Source organism: Corallibacter vietnamensis, assembly GCF_039537875.1.
Classification (GTDB): Bacteria; Bacteroidota; Bacteroidia; order Flavobacteriales; family Flavobacteriaceae; genus Corallibacter; species Corallibacter vietnamensis.
This window is the reverse complement of record NZ_BAABBI010000003.1, coordinates 203,400-224,361: the sequence shown is the minus strand read 5'-3', so window position 1 is coordinate 224,361 and position 20,962 is coordinate 203,400. Positions and strand designations below refer to the sequence as shown.

General features: G+C 31.0%; 21 protein-coding genes and 1 other RNA gene. 8 read left to right on the top strand and 14 right to left on the bottom strand.

What is annotated here, in order from left to right:
- Positions 1-33 precede the first annotated feature (33 nt).
- A complete protein-coding gene (locus ABD690_RS11470; RefSeq protein ID WP_344730698.1) occupies positions 34-558 on the top strand; it encodes a porin family protein in 525 nt (174 codons plus the stop codon).
- Between the two features lie 78 nt (positions 559-636).
- On the opposite strand, the gene ABD690_RS11465 is transcribed toward ABD690_RS11470, so the two are convergent.
- Genes ABD690_RS11465 through dnaX form a run of 3 tightly spaced genes read right to left on the bottom strand, consistent with a single transcriptional unit; the run spans position 637 to position 3,525 of the window.
- Positions 637-1,218 carry a MiaE family protein gene (locus tag ABD690_RS11465; RefSeq protein ID WP_344730696.1) on the bottom strand — a complete coding sequence of 194 codons (582 nt, stop codon included), beginning with the start codon at positions 1,216-1,218 and terminating at the stop codon, positions 637-639.
- 16 nt (positions 1,219-1,234) lie between these two features.
- Entirely contained in the window at positions 1,235-1,807 is a 573-nt protein-coding gene (locus tag ABD690_RS11460) for a hypothetical protein (RefSeq protein WP_344730694.1), read from the bottom strand.
- A gap of 2 nt (positions 1,808-1,809) precedes the next feature.
- Positions 1,810-3,525 (bottom strand): DNA polymerase III subunit gamma/tau, encoded by a 1,716-nt coding sequence (dnaX, locus tag ABD690_RS11455; protein WP_344730692.1) that lies wholly within the window; start codon positions 3,523-3,525, stop codon positions 1,810-1,812.
- 102 nt (positions 3,526-3,627) lie between these two features.
- Here dnaX and rnpB point away from each other — a divergent pair.
- An RNA gene (rnpB, locus tag ABD690_RS11450) (RNase P RNA component class A) lies at positions 3,628-3,948 on the top strand.
- Here rnpB and ABD690_RS11445 read toward each other — a convergent pair.
- The 3 genes from ABD690_RS11445 to ABD690_RS11435 are packed head-to-tail and all read right to left on the bottom strand — an operon-like array spanning position 3,947 to position 6,049.
- Positions 3,947-4,510: an RsmD family RNA methyltransferase gene (locus ABD690_RS11445; protein ID WP_344730690.1), complete on the bottom strand. Its 564-nt coding sequence runs from the start codon at positions 4,508-4,510 to the stop codon at positions 3,947-3,949. The genes rnpB and ABD690_RS11445 overlap by 2 nt on opposite strands.
- Positions 4,510-5,328, bottom strand: a complete 819-nt coding sequence (locus ABD690_RS11440) for a DUF3822 family protein (RefSeq protein WP_344730688.1) — start codon at positions 5,326-5,328, stop codon at positions 4,510-4,512. Before ABD690_RS11440 ends, ABD690_RS11445 begins: the two co-directional genes overlap by 1 nt.
- On the bottom strand, positions 5,312-6,049 hold the full coding sequence (locus ABD690_RS11435; protein ID WP_344730686.1) for a hypothetical protein: 738 nt from the start codon (positions 6,047-6,049) through the stop codon (positions 5,312-5,314). The genes ABD690_RS11440 and ABD690_RS11435 overlap by 17 nt, the downstream gene beginning before the upstream one ends.
- Positions 6,050-6,171: 122 nt before the next feature.
- Here ABD690_RS11435 and ABD690_RS11430 point away from each other — a divergent pair, with 122 nt between their 5' ends.
- From ABD690_RS11430 to ABD690_RS11410, 5 genes are all read left to right on the top strand, one after another.
- Positions 6,172-7,599 carry an ATP-dependent DNA helicase gene (locus ABD690_RS11430; RefSeq protein WP_344730714.1) on the top strand — a complete coding sequence of 476 codons (1,428 nt, stop codon included), beginning with the start codon at positions 6,172-6,174 and terminating at the stop codon, positions 7,597-7,599.
- Positions 7,600-7,676: 77 nt separating this feature from the next.
- Positions 7,677-8,405 (top strand): 3-deoxy-manno-octulosonate cytidylyltransferase, encoded by a 729-nt coding sequence (kdsB, locus tag ABD690_RS11425; RefSeq protein WP_344730684.1) that lies wholly within the window; start codon positions 7,677-7,679, stop codon positions 8,403-8,405.
- Positions 8,396-9,100 carry an HAD family hydrolase gene (locus ABD690_RS11420; protein WP_344730682.1) on the top strand — a complete coding sequence of 235 codons (705 nt, stop codon included), beginning with the start codon at positions 8,396-8,398 and terminating at the stop codon, positions 9,098-9,100. The genes kdsB and ABD690_RS11420 overlap by 10 nt, the downstream gene beginning before the upstream one ends.
- A 31-nt stretch (positions 9,101-9,131) precedes the next feature.
- Positions 9,132-10,214, top strand: coding sequence for an iron-containing alcohol dehydrogenase family protein (locus ABD690_RS11415; protein ID WP_344730680.1), 1,083 nt, complete (start codon positions 9,132-9,134; stop codon positions 10,212-10,214).
- Between the two features lies 1 nt (position 10,215).
- Entirely contained in the window at positions 10,216-10,764 is a 549-nt protein-coding gene (locus ABD690_RS11410) for a 1-acyl-sn-glycerol-3-phosphate acyltransferase (protein WP_344730678.1), read from the top strand.
- A 148-nt stretch (positions 10,765-10,912) separates the two neighbouring features.
- Here the strand turns inward: ABD690_RS11410 and ABD690_RS11405 are convergent, their stop codons facing one another.
- Positions 10,913-12,391, bottom strand: a complete 1,479-nt coding sequence (locus ABD690_RS11405; protein WP_344730676.1) for a carboxypeptidase-like regulatory domain-containing protein — start codon at positions 12,389-12,391, stop codon at positions 10,913-10,915.
- A gap of 202 nt (positions 12,392-12,593) precedes the next feature.
- Here ABD690_RS11405 and ABD690_RS11400 point away from each other — a divergent pair, with 202 nt between their 5' ends.
- Entirely contained in the window at positions 12,594-13,646 is a 1,053-nt protein-coding gene (locus ABD690_RS11400; RefSeq protein ID WP_344730673.1) for a hypothetical protein, read from the top strand.
- 73 nt (positions 13,647-13,719) lie between these two features.
- Here ABD690_RS11400 and ABD690_RS11395 read toward each other — a convergent pair whose 3' ends face one another.
- Genes ABD690_RS11395 through gcvT form a run of 7 tightly spaced genes read right to left on the bottom strand, consistent with a single transcriptional unit; the run spans position 13,720 to position 20,877 of the window.
- Entirely contained in the window at positions 13,720-14,469 is a 750-nt protein-coding gene (locus ABD690_RS11395) for a YebC/PmpR family DNA-binding transcriptional regulator (protein ID WP_344730671.1), read from the bottom strand.
- A 47-nt stretch (positions 14,470-14,516) separates the two neighbouring features.
- The gene (locus ABD690_RS11390) at positions 14,517-15,554 is read right to left on the bottom strand and encodes a hypothetical protein (protein WP_344730669.1); all 1,038 of its coding nucleotides are present in this window, start codon (positions 15,552-15,554) and stop codon (positions 14,517-14,519) included.
- 1 nt (position 15,555) lies between these two features.
- Positions 15,556-17,613, bottom strand: coding sequence for a carboxy terminal-processing peptidase (locus tag ABD690_RS11385; RefSeq protein ID WP_344730667.1), 2,058 nt, complete (start codon positions 17,611-17,613; stop codon positions 15,556-15,558).
- A gap of 53 nt (positions 17,614-17,666) precedes the next feature.
- A complete protein-coding gene (locus tag ABD690_RS11380) occupies positions 17,667-17,957 on the bottom strand; it encodes a 4a-hydroxytetrahydrobiopterin dehydratase (protein ID WP_344730665.1) in 291 nt (96 codons plus the stop codon).
- A 59-nt stretch (positions 17,958-18,016) separates the two neighbouring features.
- Positions 18,017-18,847, bottom strand: coding sequence for a sugar nucleotide-binding protein (locus ABD690_RS11375; RefSeq protein WP_344730663.1), 831 nt, complete (start codon positions 18,845-18,847; stop codon positions 18,017-18,019).
- A gap of 24 nt (positions 18,848-18,871) precedes the next feature.
- A complete protein-coding gene (locus ABD690_RS11370; RefSeq protein WP_344730661.1) occupies positions 18,872-19,786 on the bottom strand; it encodes a glutaminase in 915 nt (304 codons plus the stop codon).
- 8 nt (positions 19,787-19,794) lie between these two features.
- Positions 19,795-20,877: a glycine cleavage system aminomethyltransferase GcvT gene (gene gcvT / locus ABD690_RS11365; RefSeq protein ID WP_344730659.1), complete on the bottom strand. Its 1,083-nt coding sequence runs from the start codon at positions 20,875-20,877 to the stop codon at positions 19,795-19,797.
- Between the last annotated feature and the right edge of the window lie 85 nt (positions 20,878-20,962).

Below are 20,962 nucleotides of genomic sequence, written 5' to 3'. Positions count from 1 at the left end.
ACCAAATAATTAAATCTACATTAAACTATAATTATGAAAAAAATATTACTTTTTTTAGCACTTGTAATAACAACAAGCTATTCGTTTTCACAAAGTTACGGAGTTAGAGCGGGATTAAACGTTTCAAATTTAGATTTTGATCCGGATGCAACTTTTGAAAACAAGCATAGAAACGGTTTCGCAATTGGGTTCTTTGCCGAGTACGATTTATCATCATCAATAGCTTTAGCACCAGAAATTCAATATTCTGCTGAAGGAGCAAAAGATAGAGATTTACGTGTTGATTATATTCAAGCACCAATATTAGTAAAATTTAAAATAGGTAATAGATTATCTATTGGAGCAGGACCAATGGTTGGAGTAAAAATTCATGAGTTCAATGATGGTTATAAAAACTTTGGCTTTTCAGGAATTGGAGGTTTAGAGTTTATGATTACTGATGAAATTTTTATCGATGCTAGATATTCTTACGGTTTAAGTAATATTTTAGATGATAACAACCCAATGGGAGAAGCTACAAATACAAACATTCAATTTGGTATAGGTATAAAAATCTAACTCCAAGATTATAAATTACTCTATAAAAAAACTCCGATGCTTTTTAAGTATCGGAGTTTTTTTATTTAGTTCAATTTACTAGCCATGAATTGTCTCTTTCTTACTTAAATCTTTCATTATTTCTGCTTCAAAATCAAGTAATTGTTGCCATTTTTCATCAACCTCTTTTCGGTCACCATATTGTCTCGCAAAACCTAAAAACATTGTATAATGATTGGCTTCACTTACCATAAGTTTTCGGTAAAATTCAGCAAGTTCTTTGTCTTGTAATTTTTCTGATAATAATCTAAAACGTTCACAACTTCTAGCCTCAATTAATGCAGCATAAAGCAACCTGTGTACCATCTGTGTTGTTCTACTACCGCCTTTTGGAAAGAATTTTAATAAGGCGTTTACATAATCATCTTTTCTATCTCGTCCTAAAACCCAACCACGTTCTAAAATTTTATCATGTACCATTTTAAAATGACTGATTTCTTCTTTAACAAGCGCAATCATTTCTTTAACTAAATCAGTATATTCTGGGAAGCTAACCATAAGTGATATGGCTGTACTTGCGGCTTTTTGCTCACAATAAGCATGATCAGTTAAAATATCTTCTATATTTTTCTCTACAATATTTACCCAACGTGGATCTGTTGGTAGTTTTAGTCCTAGCATGGTTTGAAAAAATTACTTATAAATCTTGAGGTTTTAATTCTAGTTCGCCATTTTGATCAACAAGCATTTTGTATGTTGAGCAATTATCAGTCTCTGGCTTGCATAAACTAATAATCAATGTGGTTTTATTAGTAGATAAAGAATCGTATTGTGCAAGTGAGATAGATGTTATGATAGCGTTTTTATAAAAAGTATTGTCAACTTTAGATAACGTATCGTGTTTTTTTAAAAACGATTTATCTATAGTATAATTTAAGGTTTTCTTGCTGTTAGTTGTAATAGAAACATCTGCTATAAAATCTCTGTAATAATGCTTAAAATTTATAGTGTCAGATTTGAATGTGTTTAAAACACTGTTTTGCATATCAGAGTATGCTTTTATGCTTACTTTGGTTCCGTTGCTTAAAATGGTATCGGTAACAGTTTCAGAGTATGATTCTGGAAAATAGGTTGTGTTTTCAGAAAAAGAATCAAGTAACTTACTTTCTTGTAGTACTTCCTTTGATGTTTTACGCATACGGTCTCTACCATCGCAGCTTGCAAAAAGAACCATAAGCATTAAAAATGATATTGATAAGAGTGATTTCATCATTATAAATCTAAATCAAAAGTTTTACGTAAGGTATCAATCAATGGATTTTTTTCTTTTAGTTTTTCAAATTTTTCCATAGTTGTATAGGCGTATTTCTTTTCTAATGTTTCATTTACTGTAATGCTTAAGTGAATATCATAATTATTCAATTCTTTTCTTATAAACATAAGTAAATCATGTTGCTGTCGTTCTACTTCAACTTTGTTGGTAGCATTAGGAAATTCTAAATGAATTGTTGTGCCTTGTACTTTTGGGGTGTCAATAGATAGAATAGAAGCAAGGTTGTATTGCCCTCTTTTTTCTATTGATTTTACAAAGGTAGACCAAGCTTTTATAAGCTGCTCTTCAGAAAAATCATCTGTAGGCAAATCTTCTTCATCTATAACAACATCCATTTGTTTTATTTGATGCGCCTTTTTTGCCTTTATACTTTTTAATGATAATCCCGAAGTACGATTTTTTAATGCAGAAGTTAAACTTGTTTTAGGTTTATCTTCAGGTTTTGCTACATCTTGCTTTTTTTGTGTTTGAGATGTATTTGTAGCAGCTGAATTAGTGTTTTTTCTGTTTTTTGGTACTGTTACAGGAATAGGTGTAATACCTTTCTTTTTAAAGTAACTAGCCGGAATTATGTAGTTTTTGCTATTTTTTTTTTCTCCATCAAAAGTGATAGAGGCAAGTTGCATAAGGCATAATTCAACGAGAAGTCGTTGATTTTTGCTGGTTTTATACTTTAAGTCACAATCATTTGCGAGCTCTATTCCTTGAAGTAAAAATGCTTGTGAAGCCTTTTTTGACTGTAAAAGATATTTTTCTTTAGTGTCATCACCAACGTCAAGAAGTTGAATGGTTTCTTGATTTTGGCAAACTAATAAGTCTCTAAAGTGAGAGGCTAAACCAGCTATATAATGATGTCCGTCAAAACCGTTTGCAAGTATTTCATTAAACTGAATTAATAATTCAGGGATTTTGTTTTCTAGAATAAAATCAGTGCTTGTAAAATATGTTTCGTAATCTAAAACATTTAAGTTTTCGGTTACGGCTTGTCTGGTTAGATTTTTCCCAGAAAAACTTACTACACGATCAAATATAGAAAGTGCATCACGCATGGCACCATCAGCTTTTTGAGCTATAATATGGAGTGCATCATCTTCGGCAGTGATACCTTGTTCTTCAGCAATATATTTTAGGTATTCTTTAGCGTCTTTTATAGTGATACGCTTAAAATCAAATATCTGACAACGAGATAAAATAGTAGGAATTATTTTATGCTTTTCAGTTGTTGCTAAAATAAAAATACAGTGTTTTGGTGGCTCTTCAAGGGTTTTTAAGAATGCATTAAAAGCTGCTTGAGAGAGCATATGAACCTCATCAATGATATATACTTTGTATTTACCTACTTGTGGCGGAATTCTAACTTGATCAGTTAAATTTCTAATATCATCAACTGAATTGTTTGAAGCGGCATCAAGCTCAAAAATGTTAAAAGCAAAATCTTCATTTTCGTTTTCATTACCATCGCTGTTTATCATTTTTGCTAAAATACGGGCACATGTAGTTTTTCCAACACCACGAGGTCCGCAAAAAAGTAAAGCTTGAGCTAGATGATTGTTTTCAATAGCATTTAGTAGCGTATTAGTAATAGCTTGTTGTCCCACAACATCTTTAAATGTTTGAGGTCTGTATTTTCTTGCAGATACTACGAAATGTTCCATTGAAAATTGTTAATGTAACAAAGTTAAAAATTCCAATCATAAATTAGAATTCAAACGTCATAATTTAATAGTATTTATTAACAATTTACGTACTTTTGCCGACAAGCAGATCGCCTTATCGCTGTTCGCTTTTTAGCGAATGGAGGAAAGTCCGAACACCATAGTGCAAATATAGTGGTTAACAGCCACCAGTCGTGAGGCTAGGAAAAGTGCAACAGAAAGTATGTACAGGTAATGCTGTAGTGAAATCAGGTAAACTCTATATGGTGCAATGTCATGTATACCAACGTTTGAGTGCTGCACGTGCGATTGTTGGAGGGTAGGCAGCTAAAGTGTGCTGGCAACAGTACATTCAGATAAATGATAAGGCCGAGAATGGTAAACACTCTCGGACAGAATTCGGCTTATAGATCTGCTTTTTTTATTCTTCTTCTAATGTTGTGTTTTCTTCTATTTCAAAGAAACTAAACATGTTACCGCCATAACTTTTTGAGTAGCTATAGTTCTTTAATGATGATAAGTCTGTGTGTTTTGAATGTTCTACAATTAAAGTACCTTGGGCTTCCAGCAAATCATTATTAAAAACTAGTTCTGGTATTTTAGCAAACAGCTCTAATGAAAAATCATAAGGCGGATCAGCAAAGATAATGGTTGCTTTTTGTGTTGTTTTTTCTAAAAATTTAAAAACATCACTCTTTATTGTTTGTAATGGCATGTTAAAGCTTTTAGCGGTTTCGTTTATGAACTTTATACAGCCATAATCTTGGTCTACACATGTAATTTGCTGTGTGCCTCTTGAGGCAAACTCGTAACTTATGTTTCCGGTTCCAGAAAAAAGATCTAATACCGTTATGCTATCAAAATAATACTGATTGTTTATAATGTTGAATAAGGCTTCTTTGGCCATATCTGTCGTTGGCCTTACAGGAAGTTTTTTTGGTGCTGTAATTTTTCTGCCTTTGTATTCTCCTGAAATAATGCGCATTATAAACTGTGTATTAAAGTAAAGTCTGAATAATCTAAATCTGGCTGCGTTTTAAAGCTATACAAGTGTTGTTTGCTACCAAAGCTTACATGTCTGATATACTTATATAGGATATTGTAATAGTTGTCATCTTTTACAATATTTCCTAATAATATAGTTTCAACTGATTCCGGATTTAGGTTTAATTGTTCTATTATAAAAAGGATATAATATATAAAATCTTCTTGTGTGTTATATTCAAAGGTATTGTAAAGTATAAGTTGCCCATTTTCAATGATTACAATTTCGTAGTGAAATTTACTTACGTGTATATATAATTTAGGTTGTTTTTCTGTAGGTGCTTCAAGGAGTTTTTCTACTAAAACTGTTGAAACGTGTTTATATGAAAATTCACCAAAACGCTCGTACAAGTAGTTGTTTATATTTACAAAGGGTACATAAACATTTACACTGTTGTTGTTTGATAGTGTATCAAAAGTTATATAATCAGACTTTAATATTTTAGCATTAAATTTTAAGTAGTCAGCTAGCAGTTCTTCATTAAATAACTCTTTAGGTACAAAAGTAGATAGCTCGTTAACGTGTACAACAGTGACATTATTAAATGTGTTTTGTAGCATGGTTTCAGAGACAAAAGCGTGTTTAAGTAAATCTAATATTTTGAAAGGAGTTACTTTTTTGTCTGTGTCAATATGCTTTAAAAAGGTAATTGTATTGGTAGGTTTGTGTAATACACAAAAAGAAAGTCCATTCAAACTTATTTGAATGGACAAATCTAGGTTAGTTAATGTATGTTTTGGCTTATTCGCTATCTCCATAAGTTTTAGGCCAATTACCATTGGTTTTTACTTCGGTCATAGATCCAACTCTAATAGCATCTCCGTTAACACCGTCTACAGAAATAACTTCATTTTCTTGAGCTACTAAATCTTGATCTTGATCAGCTAAAAGAACAGCTTTTTTAACGCTTGCTTCAAAAACAGGGATTTTAACATCGTCTTGATCTAAACTTCCTGCTTGCATTTCAAACTTTTTACCATCTAAACCGGGAATATTCATCATTGTTTTGTAACGTGTAGACGTTTTAAATAAAGAATCTTTTACTGATACATGTCCTAAAGTGTCAATTATAGTAATTTCTTTAGTAGTTTCTACACCACCGTAACGTTTTGTTAACTCTTCATCAATTACAGTAGAGTCTCTACGCTGTGTAATTGTGTATTGTGCTGTATCAATAAATTTTACTAAATTTTCAAAATTTGGTGCAAATACACCCGTTACTTCTCTATGAGCTAATTGTGCATCTCTTATATCAATTAAGCGTTCTATTACAGCAGCATAGCGTTTTTCTTTAATTTTATTAAATTGAATAGGCTTGTAAACAGACATAAAAGTTTGATACCCTAAAAACCCTATTAAAACCCAAAGGGCTATAATTAGAACAGGTTTAAGTTTTGAAGGTACAAATTTATCAACAAGCCAAACTAGACCAATTGTCACGACTATTACAGCAACTACTGCAAGAATAATATTTAACATAGTTTTTTAATTAAAATTAAATATGGTTATACGCAAATCTACAATTTTTTTTTAATCGTAAAAGCTTATATGAGTAAAAATCATTCCTATATTTGAGAAAATATAATATTTCAACAGCCTTAATGACTCCATCAGAATTTTACACCCTTATAAAACAGCGTTTTCCGTTTTCACCAACACAAAAACAAGATATTGTGCTTTTACAATTATCTGAATTTATTTTTAGCACAGATCCAAAAGCCTTATATGTTTTAAAAGGATATGCAGGAACAGGAAAGACAACAATTATAGGAACTATTGTAACGAATCTATGGAAAGCTAAAAAAAGTGCCGTATTAATGGCGCCTACAGGAAGAGCTGCAAAAGTCATCTCTAATTATTCTGGTAAAGAGGCTTTTACAATTCATAAGAAAATCTATTTTCCAAGAAAAGAGAAGAACGGCGGCGTTAAGTTTGTTTTGCAACCTAATAAGCATAAAGATACAATATTTATTGTTGATGAAGCATCTATGATACCAGATACACCAGGTGAATCTAAATTGTTTGAAAACGGCTCGTTGCTTGATGATTTAATGCAGTATGTATATTCCGGCCATCGTTGTAAATTATTACTTATTGGTGATACAGCCCAATTGCCACCTGTAAAACTAGATTTAAGTCCAGCCTTAAGCGAACGCACATTATCACTTAATTATAATAAAGATGTAGCTAAAATGGAGCTAGACCAAGTGGTAAGACAAGAACAGGATTCAGGCATTTTAGTAAACGCAACACAACTACGAGAAGCTTTATCTGATGAATTCTTTGATTCTTTTCAATTTAACCTAAAAGGCTTTACAGATATTGTAAGACTAATAGACGGACACGAAATTATGGAAGCAATTAATGATGCTTACAGTAATTTAGGAAATGAAGAAACAGCGATAATAGTAAGAAGTAATAAACGAGCCAACCTTTATAACGAACAAATTCGTAGTAGAATTTTATTTAATGATCATGAGTTAACAGCTGGTGATTATTTAATGGTTGTAAAAAACAATTACTTCTGGATAAAACCAACAACAGAAGCCGGTTTTATAGCCAATGGAGATATCATTGAGATTCTTGAAATATTTAATATCATCGAGTTATATGGCTTTCGTTTTGCAGAAGTTAAAGTAAAAATGGTAGACTATCCTAAAATGAGACCTTTTGAAACCGTTTTATTACTAGATACCATAAAAGCTGAAACACCATCGTTACCTTACGAAGACTCTAATAGACTTTATCAAGAAGTCATGAAGGATTATGCTAATGAAAGTAGTAACTACAAGAAATTTATGAAAGTAAAAAACAACAAATACTTCAATGCATTACAAGTGAAATTTTCATATGCAATAACATGTCATAAATCACAAGGAGGTCAATGGAACACTGTTTTTGTTGAGCAACCATACTTACCAGACGGTATTACAAAAGATTATTTAAGATGGCTATATACAGCAGTTACAAGAGCAAAAGAAAAATTGTATCTTATTGGTTTTAAAGATGAATTTTTCAATGAAGAATAAAAAGAAAAAAAACAAATACATCATATAAAAGAGCATTTAAAACCTTATTTTTGAAACGATAATTTATATCATTTTTTATGAAAACTATATCCATGATACCTGCACGATATAGTGCATCTCGATTTCCAGGTAAACTTATGCAAGACCTTGAAGGAAAATCGGTAATATTAAGAACCTACGAAGCAACAGTAAAAACAAACTTATTTGATGATGTTTTTGTTGTTACTGATAGTGATATTATTTTTAATGAAATAGTCAACAATGGTGGTAAAGCTATAATGAGTATTAAGCAGCACGATTGTGGTAGTGATAGAATAGCAGAAGCTGTAGAGTTCATGGATGTAGATATTGTTGTTAATGTGCAAGGAGATGAACCATTTACAGAAGTAGCGTCTCTAAAAAAGCTTATACAGATTTTTAAAGAAGACCCAGAAAAAGAAGTAGATTTAGCTTCATTGATGGTGCATATTACTGATGATGATGAAATAAAAAACCCAAATACCGTAAAGGTAATTACAGACAAAGATAACTTTGCATTATATTTTTCAAGAAGCCCAATTCCTTACCCTAGAGATAAAGAGGTAAACGTAAAGTACTTTAAACACAAAGGTGTTTATGCTTTCAGAAAAAACGCTTTGTTAGACTTTTATAGATTGCCAATGCTATCATTAGAAGCATCAGAAAAAATAGAATGTATACGCTATTTAGAATATAGTAAGAAAATAAAAATGGTAGAAACAAATGTTCAAGGTGTAGAAATAGATACACCTGAAGATTTAGAAAGAGCAAAAAAACTTTGGAAATAGACTATTCTAACATAAAGGTTATAGGTTTTGATGCTGATGATACATTATGGGTTAATGAAACCTATTTTAGAGAGGCAGAAGAAGCATTTACAAAGCTGTTAAGTCGTTTTGAAACACCAAATAAAATAGATCAAGAGTTATTTAAAATGGTGATGAAAAACTTACCAACTTATGGATACGGAATAAAGGGATTTGTTTTATCTATGGTTGAAATAGCTTTAGATTTATCAAATCATACAATATCAAATGACACAATAAAAGAGATTTTAGATATTGGAAAAAGTATGATAAATAAACCAGTTGAACTGCTTGAAGGTGTTGAGACTGTATTAAAAAAGTTGTCAAGATCCTTTAGATTAATAGTAGTAACAAAAGGAGATTTGTTAGACCAAGAAAGAAAATTAGAAAAGTCTGGGTTGTTAGACTATTTTCATCATATTGAAGTTTTAAGTGATAAGCAAGAAGCTAATTACTCAAAGCTTTTAAACCATTTAGATATAAAGCCTTCAGAATTTTTAATGATAGGTAACTCATTAAAGTCAGATGTGTTACCTTTATTAAATATAAAAGCCAAGGCTATTCATATACCGTTTCATATTACTTGGCAACACGAGCAAGTACATGAAAATGTGTATAAAACTAGGCAATATCATACAATCAAAAGCTTGTTAGAGTTGCCCGAAATAATTAAGTAGAAAACGATATTTTTGAATTAGAAATAAATCAATGAATTACAAGAATTTTCCAATGGTGTCCAAAATTATGTTTGGACGAGGCAGTTTTAATCAATTAGGAGATATTTTAGAACCTAAAAGATTAAATACAAAAGCACCATTTATATTTTATGTTGATGAAGTTTTTAAAGGAAATGCCTGGTTAACATCACGTATTCCGTTATCATACAACGATAAGGTAATTTATGTGTCTTCAGATCAAGAACCAAAAACATCACAAATAGATGCATTGGTAGAAGAAATTATACTTACCCAAAAAGAAATGCCTTCAGGTATTATAGGAATAGGAGGTGGCTGTCTTTTAGATATAGCCAAAGCTGTTTCTATTATGCTTACAAACGAGGGTAAATCTGAAGATTACCAAGGTTGGGATTTAGTAAAAAAACCCGCAATTTATCATTTAGGCGTTCCTACAATTTCAGGAACAGGAGCAGAAGTTTCTAGAACTACTATTTTAACTGGTCCTGAAAGAAAATTAGGAATTAATAGTGATTACACACCATTTGATCAAGTTATTTTAGACCCTGAACTCACAGCCAATGTTCCTAAAGATCAATGGTTTTACACAGGTATGGATTGTTATGTACATTGTATAGAATCTCTTAACGGAACTTATTTAAATGCTTTTAGTAAATCATACGGAGAAAAGGCTTTTGAGTTGTGTAAAGAAATATTTTTAAGTGATACACTGTCTAAAGAAGAGTCTCAAGATAAACTTATGATGGCTAGTTGGCATGGAGGTATGAGTATCGCTTACTCTCAAGTAGGTGTGGCGCATGCTATGAGTTACGGACTAGGCTATCTATTAGGAACAAAACACGGTATTGGTAACTGTATTGTTTTTGATCATTTAGAAGAATATTATCCAGATGGTGTTGCTCTTTTTAAGCAAATGAAAGAAAAACACGATATTCAATTACCACAAGGAATTTGTGCAAACTTATCAGATGACGAGTTTGATATAATGATTGATGTTGCTTTAAGTCTTGAACCTCTTTGGGAAAATGCAATAGGGAAAAACTGGAAAAAAACAATTACAAGAGAGAAGTTAAAATCACTTTACCAGAAAATGTAATATGCGTAAACTCTCGAAGTTTATTTATTTTAAAATATTAGGCTGGAAAGTAGTTGGTAATAAAAACTTTTCAAAAGATGTCGTGAAAAAAGCTGTTCTAATAGCTGTTCCACATACTAGCTGGCATGATTTTTATATTGGTGTTTTGCTGCGTCAAGTAGTGGGTATAAAATCTAATTTTATAGCAAAAAAAGAACTATTTGTTGGGCCATTAGGCTGGTACTTAAAACGTATAGGTGGCGCACCTATTAATAGAAAAAGTAAAGAAAACAACGTTGAAGCAATAGCTCGTATATTTAATTCAAAAGAAGAGTTTAGACTAGCTTTAGCTCCTGAAGGAACAAGGAAGAAAGTAGATGAATGGAAAACGGGTTTTTACTACATAGCAAAAACAGCCAATGTTCCTATTATCATGTTTACGTTAGATTTTAAAAACAAACAAAACAATATATCAGAACCATTTTATCCAACAGATAATAAAGAAGCCGATTTTAAATTTATGAAACACTTTTTTGAAGGTGTTGAAGGAAAAGTAGCCAAGTACTCCTAAAATTTTGGCATACATTTTGAATATTTTAGGTAGGTTGGTAAATGAAACATAAAGTAAACTATTGTCCCTAAAAAGAAACATTTACTAATATTTAAAAGCTACTGTAAAAAATCAGTAGCTTTTTTATTGTTGAAAAGCGATTGGTTAATTAATCAACTTTAAAATTCTTCATGTCTTCAAGTGGCGCTAAAACGTTATAATCTTCCCAGATGCTTTCATCATAGCGTTTAGGTGTTAAGTATTCTATTTTTTCTTTTTCTATTATGGTATTATATTGAGCTGTAGTAATAGGTTTTTGTGATAATATAAGGAGTTCCGTTTTTTCTTTAAAAGTACCTTCAACCATAAAATCAAAAGCGACTTTATTTTTTTTATTATCGTTTTCTATAAACTTAAAAGGTCTGCTTATATAAAAGTATCTATCTACTTGTTCGGTGATATAATTAGGGTAGTAGTAATTGTCTTGTCCTTTCTTAAAAATTACAGAACCTTTTCTGTTTTGTTCTACATATTTAATTCCTAATAGAAGTTTAAGGTTAACCTTTTCGCCAACACGTCCTTTGTAAAAATGGTAATCAGCTTTTAATATGGCAAAGCTTTCGTTTGAGACATATATTTTACCTTCGTAATCAACAGAACTTCTTCTTGGTTTAAAACCTATGACATATACCATTTCTGTTCCTATAAACGTTATATCCTCAATTTCATAGTCATATTTTTTGTTTTCAGTTATGAAATCTAATGTTGAATTTTCGTTAAAACTATTACGTTTTAGTATGTCAAAAGTGATTTTTTTAATTAAACCAATAGAGTTTAATGTGTCTTCCATTTTATTATTTCCGCCATTTAGCGTTACAGAGTCAGACAGTTTAAAAAGCCCAGATTTTAATGTATAAATCTTGTTTTTGTCTAAATGTTTAGAAACAATTTCTTGTCCTCTATTAGCTAGACTCTCAAGAGATTGATTGTTTTTTTCATCCAGTAATCTCAATGCTTTTTCTACATTTAGTTTGGCTTCTTCATTATTTAGAATATTGAAATTTCCAACAAAATCAGTGTATTGTTTTGATTTGTTATTTAGTAGTGCAGATTCTAGTGCGTCAAAATCTTTATTGAAAGCCGCTAACTGTTTTTTATTAAAATTTGAAGATTTATCAATTTCAAAATTCACATCTTTTCCTTTTATATAATCTGTTTTCCTACTGAAAAGCGTGTAGTTTACTAGTTCTTTTTTGTAGTTCTTGGTTAAGTTTTTATTTACATAGTATAGAACAGAGTCTACAGATAGTGTTCTGTTTGTAAGGTATACTTCATTAAGTTCGTTTACTTGTTCGCTTAAATAGTAGTCTTTAGATGAAAAATCTTCAAGAACTAACCCTAGTTTTTCATACCCTAAACATGATATGTGTACAGAATCTAAAGGCTTATATCCATCAGTATCTATAGTAAAGCTACCTTCTTCGTTTGATATAACACCATAATGTTCGCCTATTTGTATAGTGGCATAAGGTATTGGTGTATTGTTTGTGTTGTTTATGATTTTTCCTTTTACATTTTGAGAAAAGCTACTGTGAGAAAAGATTAAAAAGGAAATAAATAGACAGAATAATATTTTTTTAAGATGCATAAATACGCTTTTTCTTTTTAAGACGAATGAAACTATATATTGTTACTGATGAAGATAGTAAAAAAACAATTAGTTTCAATTATGTTTATGTAATCAAAATTATTAATAGCAATTTTGCTAAAAAATAGTTAAAAAGCTACAAAAATAAAACCGCAAGACTCGTTGTTTCGTAAATATTCATATAACAAAAAACCTACAATTTATGAAACGATTAAAATCAGTTAAATTTTTTACATTAGCTTTATCGGTATCACTAGTATTTTTTTCATGTAGTGACGATGACAATGCAACACCAATAGTCGTTCCTTCTGGAGAGGAACCAAGTAATTCAGAATTATATACATCAAACAATTCTGATGGCAACATTATGATTTATAATGTAACAGATTTAGATAATGTATCCTCAAAATCGTTACTTACTACATCATTAGCTGCAGATGGAATTTACTATGACAGTTCTACAGATATGGCGGTGCAAGCATCTCGTTCTAATTTAGGACTAGAAGGTTTTTTAGACATTTCCCTTAATGATTCAGGAATATCAATTGATATTGATGTTTCAGGAAGTGCTGACATGGAAAGCCCAAGAGAAGTGGCTGTAAATGGAAATTTTTATGTAGTAGCAGATAATGCTGATGCAGACGGAAATCCGCTTACTGCTGATGGAAGACTTTACATTTATGAAAAATCAGGCACATCATTTACTTTAAGAAATACCATTACAACAGATATTAAACTTTGGGGTATAACTTTTAAAGGAAATGATTTATATGCCGTTGTTGATACTACAGGAGATTTAGCTGTGTATACTAATTTCCTAACAAATGATGCCGATGTTAGTTTATCTGCTTCAAAAAGAATAACTATTGAAGGCATTGTAAGAACACATGGAATTACCTATGATGCTTCATCAGATACGATGATACTTACAGACATAGGTGATGCAGGAAACACTGATGATGATGATGGAGGTTTCCAGGTAATCACTGCTTTTACATCAAAGTTTAATGCAACTAGTAATGGAGGTACTTTATCAGCTTCAGAACAAGTGCGTGTTTCAGGATCTTCTACAATGTTAGGAAATCCTGTTGATGTAGCTTATCAAGCATCTACTGGTACTGTTTTTATAGCAGAAGCTGGTAATGGTGGCGGAAGAATTCTTGCTTACAACAATATTGGTACAGGTGGTAATATAACACCAACTTTAAATAACCAATTAGCAGCAGCTTCATCAGTTTATTTATATACCGAGTAGTATATTATAAATATTTTATTTGAAATAAAAAGGCGACCATTTGGTCGCCTTTTTTATAGATTGTAAATCATGATTATTCATCAGTGCTTTCTTCCATAGTGTGATATACATTTTGTACATCATCATCTTCTTCAAGTTTTTCTAATAGTTTTTCAACATCAGCAACTTGTTCTTCATTTAGCTTTTTGGTAACTTGAGGAATACGTTCAAAACCAGAAGATAATATATCAATATTATTTTCTTCTAGATAGGCTTGAATTTTACCAAAACTTTCAAAAGGTGCATAAATCATTACGCTGTTTATTTCATTTCCATCAGCATCTTCATCTGTGTCTTCAAAAATTTCTTCAACACCAAAATCTATTAGCTCAAGTTCAAGTTCTTCTAAATCTAAATTTTCTCCTTTTACTTTAAAGTTACATGTATGGTCAAACATAAAAACAACAGAGCCAGATGTTCCTAAACTACCATCACACTTATTAAAATAGCTTCTTACGTTTGCTACTGTTCTAGTGTTGTTGTCTGTAGCTGTTTCAACTAAAATCGCAATACCGTGAGGTGCATAACCTTCAAATATAACCTCTTTATAGTCGCCTTGACTTTTATCAGATGCACGTTTTATGGCACGTTCAATATTGTCTTTAGGCATATTTACTGACTTGGCGTTTTGTATTACCGCACGTAGTCTGGAGTTACTATCTGGATCTGGACCGCCTTCTTTTACTGCCATTACAATGTCTTTACCTATTCTAGTAAAGGCCTTACTCATGGCTGACCAACGTTTCATTTTTCTTGCTTTGCGAAATTCAAAAGCTCTTCCCATATGTTACATTAATTATTTTTAAGTTTTGACAAATTTAAAAAAATAAGCTAGTCGTTTGGAATATGTTTAGCTAAAAAATTGTCATTTGTTGCATTTAGACTATTAATTACGTTTTGTCTTTTTGTGTTTAAATCTTGGTTGATTTTGTTATAGTCTTTAACACCTTTGTTTAGCTCCTTTACTTTTTTGTTGTAAGTATCTATTTGTTCTTTGGTACGTTTTCTTTCTGGGGTTTTTTCTAATGTGTTTTTTATAGTGGTAAAGTCTTCATTCAGTATTAAAAAATCTACCATTTTAGGAATGTTATTTTCTGATTCTTCTATGAAAAAGTCAAAGGTTTTTTTTGTGGCTTCTATTATAGAGCTGTCATTGTTGTAAGTTTCAATAGACTTAAGTATTTCTAAACCTTCATTTGCACTTTGGTTTAAAGCGTTAGCATTTTGTTGTATTGCACTCACGTCGTTTTTCTTTAATGCATCCATCAGGTAAACTTCGTTTATGTAAACCTTAAAATAGACCAAGTACATCTTGTTATAGTGCTTAAAAACCTTGTTAGAGATTTGCATTTTCTTCCCTAAATCTGTTTCGTTTTCTATAATGTTTATATTGTGTTTGGCGGCAAAAGCATAAAAGTTTTTTTCGTATTCTACTTGTGATTCTTGCATTTTTTTATCGGCCATTTCTTGAGCAATCATGTAAGCTTCCATTAAATCATACGATTGGTTTGCAACTTCTTTCATATCTACTATTTTGGCGTAATCTTGTTTTAAAAGACTTTCATTAAGACGCAAGTGGTTTAAAACCTGGTTTTTGTATTCGTCTCCATCATAGCTATTGGCTTTTTCTATTTTTGAAATAGCATTTTCAACAGTTTTTATTAAGCTTTTTCTTTTGTTGTTTATACTTCTGTCACTTTTACTATGTGCTAATGCTTTGGTGTATTTCCACATGTTTTTAGTGATTTCTTGTTGCTCACCACCTACAAAATCTAAATACTCATTAGCATTAGAAAAACTTTGAGAATAGGTGGTTGCTATGCATGTAAATAGGAACATGTAAATACACGATTTAATAATTTTTGTCATGTTAATTGTTGTTGGTTAGGTTTATAATATCTATTAAGATGTTTTGTGCTTCGTTGATATATATATCTTTTGATAAGTTGTTTAAAATAGACTGATTTTGCTTTTTCTCATCGGTGTTATAGCTAATTATTTCACTTGTTGATGCTGTATTTTGAAATGGAATAGTGTCATTTTTAAGACTTAAATTATCAAAGGCATCCCAAGTACTTTTGTATGTTTTGTAGTCATTAAAAAGGTTTTCTAAAGTTAAAGAAAATTGTGTTTTTTTGTTTACTACGTTCTTTAATAGGGTTTTGTTCAAGTCTTTTACAGATTCAAAACTGTTTTTTTGTTGTCGTCTTTCTTTACTCTGAGTATTAATTTGTTTTATAGGTAAAGGTTTTAAAGGATAAAGCTTTAGCATTGGAGTTATAGAGTCGTTTGATAAAGCATAAGATTTTTGACTTTCTCCATGATTAAAATCATCATAAATAGAAGGTAATACGACATCAGGAATAACACCTTGTAATTGATGACTTTTACCAGTAGCTCTGTAAAATTTTTCTATAGTTACTTTTGCATATCCTAATGTTTCAGTGTCATTAAGTGGTAAAATAATTTGTGCGGTTGCTTTACCAAAACTAGGTGAGCCAACAAGTATAGCTCTATTATAATCCTGCATAGCAGCACTAAAAAACTCTGAAGCAGAAGCACTGTAACTATTAATTAAAACGAGTAATGGTTTATTAAATAATGAGCCGCGATTAGCGTCTTTTATGGTGAAAGTCTGGTTGCTATTATATTTTTGAATGGCTAGCGGTCCACGATTTATAAACATCCCAGAAAGATCAGTTGCTTCTTTCATTGAGCCACCAGAGTTAAACCTTAAATCAATTATTAAGCCTTGAATACCTTCTTTTTGAAGCTTGTAAAGCTCTTTAGCAACATCATTTGCAACTCCCAAGCCATTTGGAGATTCTAAATCGGTATAAAAACTAGGGATTTTTATATAGCCAAGTTTTGCTATTGTATTATTTATAACGTAACCTGTTATGGTGTTTGATTCAACTTGAGATTTCATTTTTGTAAGTTGAATGTTTTTAATAGTTCCGTTTTTCTTTCTTATTCTAAAGGTAATCGTTGCATTGTTTGTGTCATTGATAAAATCTATAATCTCGCTGTTAGAGATGCAAAATGTTTCTAGCTCTTTATTTTTAGATTTTAAAGATTTTATAACATCATTTTTATCAAAGCCTCCGTTTTTAAAAGCGGCACTACCTGGCTTGATATAAGTAATTATAATATCGCCGTTTTTATTTTTTGCAGTGTATATACCAAAAGACATTTCATCATTAGATAATGAGTTTTCAAAGCGCGCTTTTTCTGATACATTAAAAAATGATGAATTAGGGTCTTGATAGTTTAGAAAAGCATTTAAAAATGATTCTTTTACAAAACCGTCAATACCTTTACTTTGATTGAGTAATTCATCTAGAATACAGATTTGTTGCTGTATAATTTTAGGTTTAAGTGTTTTCTCTAATGATTTAAAATGAGATTTAGCATTGGCTAAAGTTGTATCTTCTTCTATAATGTTTGATAGAATTTCATAACGAATTCGTTTGTTCCAGTACTTAACTTGTTCTTTTTCGTTTTTGAAGTAGGAGATAGGCCGTTCAAAATCAAAATATAAGGTGTCTTTTCCAGAATAGTCTAACGCTGTGTTAGAAAGGTTTTCAATAATAGATTTTGAGAGTGATATTCTTGACTCTAATGTGGTAATATATTTGTTTATAAAGTCACAGTTTTCATTCTTAATATAATCATCTATAAGCGTGGAGTCCTTACTAAATAGTGCGATATCAGTTTCAGTAAAAAGACGTTGTCTTTCATCTAATTTTAAAAGAAATAAATTAAAAACACCTGACGCAAAATCATCATCTAGAGGTTTTGGTTGATAGTGTGCCTTTTTTACAATATCATTTATAGCTTGTACTTGTTCACAAAATAAATCTGTAGTTTGCGCTTTAATGTTGCTGCAAACTAAAAAAAAGGTTAGTAGCCTTAAGTAATAAGTCATTTATAGTTAAAGGTATAGATTTGAAAAGTAATAAAAATGAAAATTATTTCCTATTATTCTTGAACTTCTACAATCATCTCTATAGCTTCAGCTAGTTTAAAATCTTTTTCGGTTACGCCGTTAGCACTGTGTGTAGATAGAGAAATGGTTAATACATTGTAAACGTTTGTCCAGTTTGGATGATGATTTTGTGCTTCACATTCAAAAGCAATTCTACTCATGGCGCTAAAGCAATCTTTAAAATTGTCAAATTCAAATTCAACATGAATAGCATCTTCATAGTATTCCCAATCAGGAAAACGTAATAATTTTTTGTCGATATCTTCTTTTGAAAGTTTATTCATAAAAAAATGGTTTTAGGTTTCTGATAAATTTAACCATTTATTATGTTATGACGCTTAAATTAAACTTCTAATTCTGATAAAACATCTTTACTGGTAAATTGTAAATGTTTGGGAAGTGAGTTTTCTTTGGGCAAAACAGCTAGATATCTGTCATCATTTGTAGTGAAAACCTGTTTTAATAAAGGAGTTTTTATTTGCAATGCGGTAATAATATCTTTTATAAAATCATCATGATGTACAAGGTCGTTGCTTCCTAAATGAAATATGCCAGATTTATTTCTATTAATGATATAGTGTATTTGTTGCGTGATTTTAGAATCTGTAGAAACATTCATAATTAGATTAGGAAATACTTCTATAGGTTCTTTCTCTTTAAAAAAGTATTTTATTTCTTGTATTCTTGGTGATTGAGCGCCAAACACCATAGGTAATCTTATTATTGCCACGTGTTTTTTGGGTAAGCGCAAAAGTGCATTCTCAATTTTAATTTTAAAATGTCCGTAAATACTATTACTTAATGTTTTGTCATTTTCATAGCTTGGATATTTGCTATAAGCATCGAACACATTGGCCGAAGATAAAAATATGAGCTTGCTTTTGTAGGTTTTTATATATTCTACTATATGAGCATGTGCGATAACTTGTGCTGAAAAATCACCACGTAATGCAGAAATAATAATGGTAGGTTTTACGGCTTGTAGAATTTCATAGACATCATCTTCTTCAACATCATACTGAAAAAAATGTTGGTTTTTCTCAAACTCTCGTTTAGGAATACGATAAGTACCAAATGTTCTGAAATAAGGACATAGCTCTTTATAAAGCGCATTTCCTAAAAAGCCACTTGCACCAAGAATTAAAATAGTATGCTTACTTTTTTCTTTCTTCATTTAAAGTTTTAAAAAAGAAACGTGTTAAAAAATAGACTGATTGGCTAGTGTTGTAAATTGTTCTAGAGCTTGCATGCCTAGTTTTGAGTTACCACGTTCATTAAGTCCAGGAGACCAAACAGAAATCACAAATTGGTTTGGTAATAAAGCTACAATGCCACCACCAACACCACTTTTACCGGGTAGTCCAACTTCAAAAGCAAACTCTCCAGCTTCGTCATAAAAGCCACAAGTAAGCATAATAGCATTAATTCTTTTTGCTTGACTTTTAGTTAGTCTAGCTTTATTGGCTAAACAATTTCCTTTGTTAGCAAATAGAAAAAAAGCTTTAGATAATTGTTGACATGTCATTTCTAATGCACATTGATGGAAGTAAAAATCTAAAACGTCTTCTACATCATTGTGCAAGTTGTTAAATGACTTTAAAAGATTTGCAGCAGCATAATTATTGAATCCTGTTTCTTTTTCAGATTGTGCTACTTTATAGTTGTAGTCAATGCTGTTATCTCCTGTGATATCTCGTACATAGTTTAAAAAATCTGCTTTAGGGTTTTTTAAATTTGAAACTAAAATATCAGCAATAACAATTGCGCCAGAATTTATAAACGGATTTCTAGGAATACCTTCTTCTAATTCTAAAAGTGATAAATGATTAAAAGGGTTGCCAGATGGTTCTACATCTAATCGCTCCCAGATGGCAGTGCCAACTTGTGACATTGCTAAGGCTAGTGATAAAACTTTGGAGATACTTTGTATGGAGAAAGGTTGATGAGAATTGCCAACCGAAAATTGCTCTCCAGAAACTAATTGTAAATGAATACCAAAATCATTTATATCAACATTTGTTAGTTCAGGAATATAACTTGCTATAGTGCCTTTGTTTTGTTCCTTAATAACCGATTGGTTTATGCTGTCTAAAATATTTTGGTATTCAATCATATATACTATTAACCTTTGTAAAATGGTAATTTTACTACAGTTGCAGGAACTGCATTTTTTCTAATTTGAATGTGTATTTTACTGTCAACACCAGCTAAAGCTGTTGGCACATAACCTAAACCAATACCTTTTCCTAGAGAAGGAGACATAGTTCCGGAAGTTACTACACCTATTTTTTCACCTTGTTCATCAACAATATCATATCCTTGACGAGGAATTCCTCTTTCATCTAATGTAAAAGCAATAAGCTTTCGTTTAGGTCCTTGTTGTTTTTCAGTTTCTAAAGCTTCAGAGTTTGTAAATGCTTTAGAAAATTTTGTTATCCAACCTAAACCAGCTTCAATAGGTGATGTTGTATCATCAATATCATTTCCGTAAAGGCAATAACCCATTTCAAGACGTAACGTATCACGAGCAGCCAAACCAATTGGTTTTATACCATAGTCAGCCCCAGCTTTCATAACGTTATCCCATACTTGTTTTACTTCGCTGTTTTTGCAATAAATTTCAAATCCACCACTACCAGTATAACCTGTTGCTGATATGATTGCATGTTCTATGCCAGCAAAATCTCCAACAACAAAGTTGTAAAATTTTATTTCTGATAAATCATGACTAGATAGTGACTGCATAGCTTCAATAGCTTTAGGGCCTTGGATTGCTAGTAGGGAGTAGTCTTCACTTAAATCTCGCATATCAGCACCAACATCATTTTTAGATTGTATCCAGTTCCAATCTTTTTCAATGTTGCTAGCATTTACAACTAATAAATAAGTTTCTTCTTTTATGCGATATATAATTAAATCATCAACAATACCACCATTATCATTAGGTAAGCAGCTGTATTGTGCTTTTCCTATGGTTAATTTAGAAGCATCATTACTGCTAATTTTCTGAATTAATTCTAAAGCATTTGGTCCTTCAATTAAAAACTCACCCATATGAGATACATCAAATACGCCAACGGCATTACGAACTGTTTCATGTTCTATGTTAACGCCTTCGTATTGTACAGGCATATTGTATCCAGCAAAAGGAACCATTTTTGCTCCCAAAGCTTCATGTGTAGTTGTTAGTGCTGTGTTTTTCATGTGTTGTTGTTTCTATATTGTAGCGCAAATGTATTGAATATTATCTGTTTTTGTAATCTGAAAAACAGATATTTTATCTGTGTTA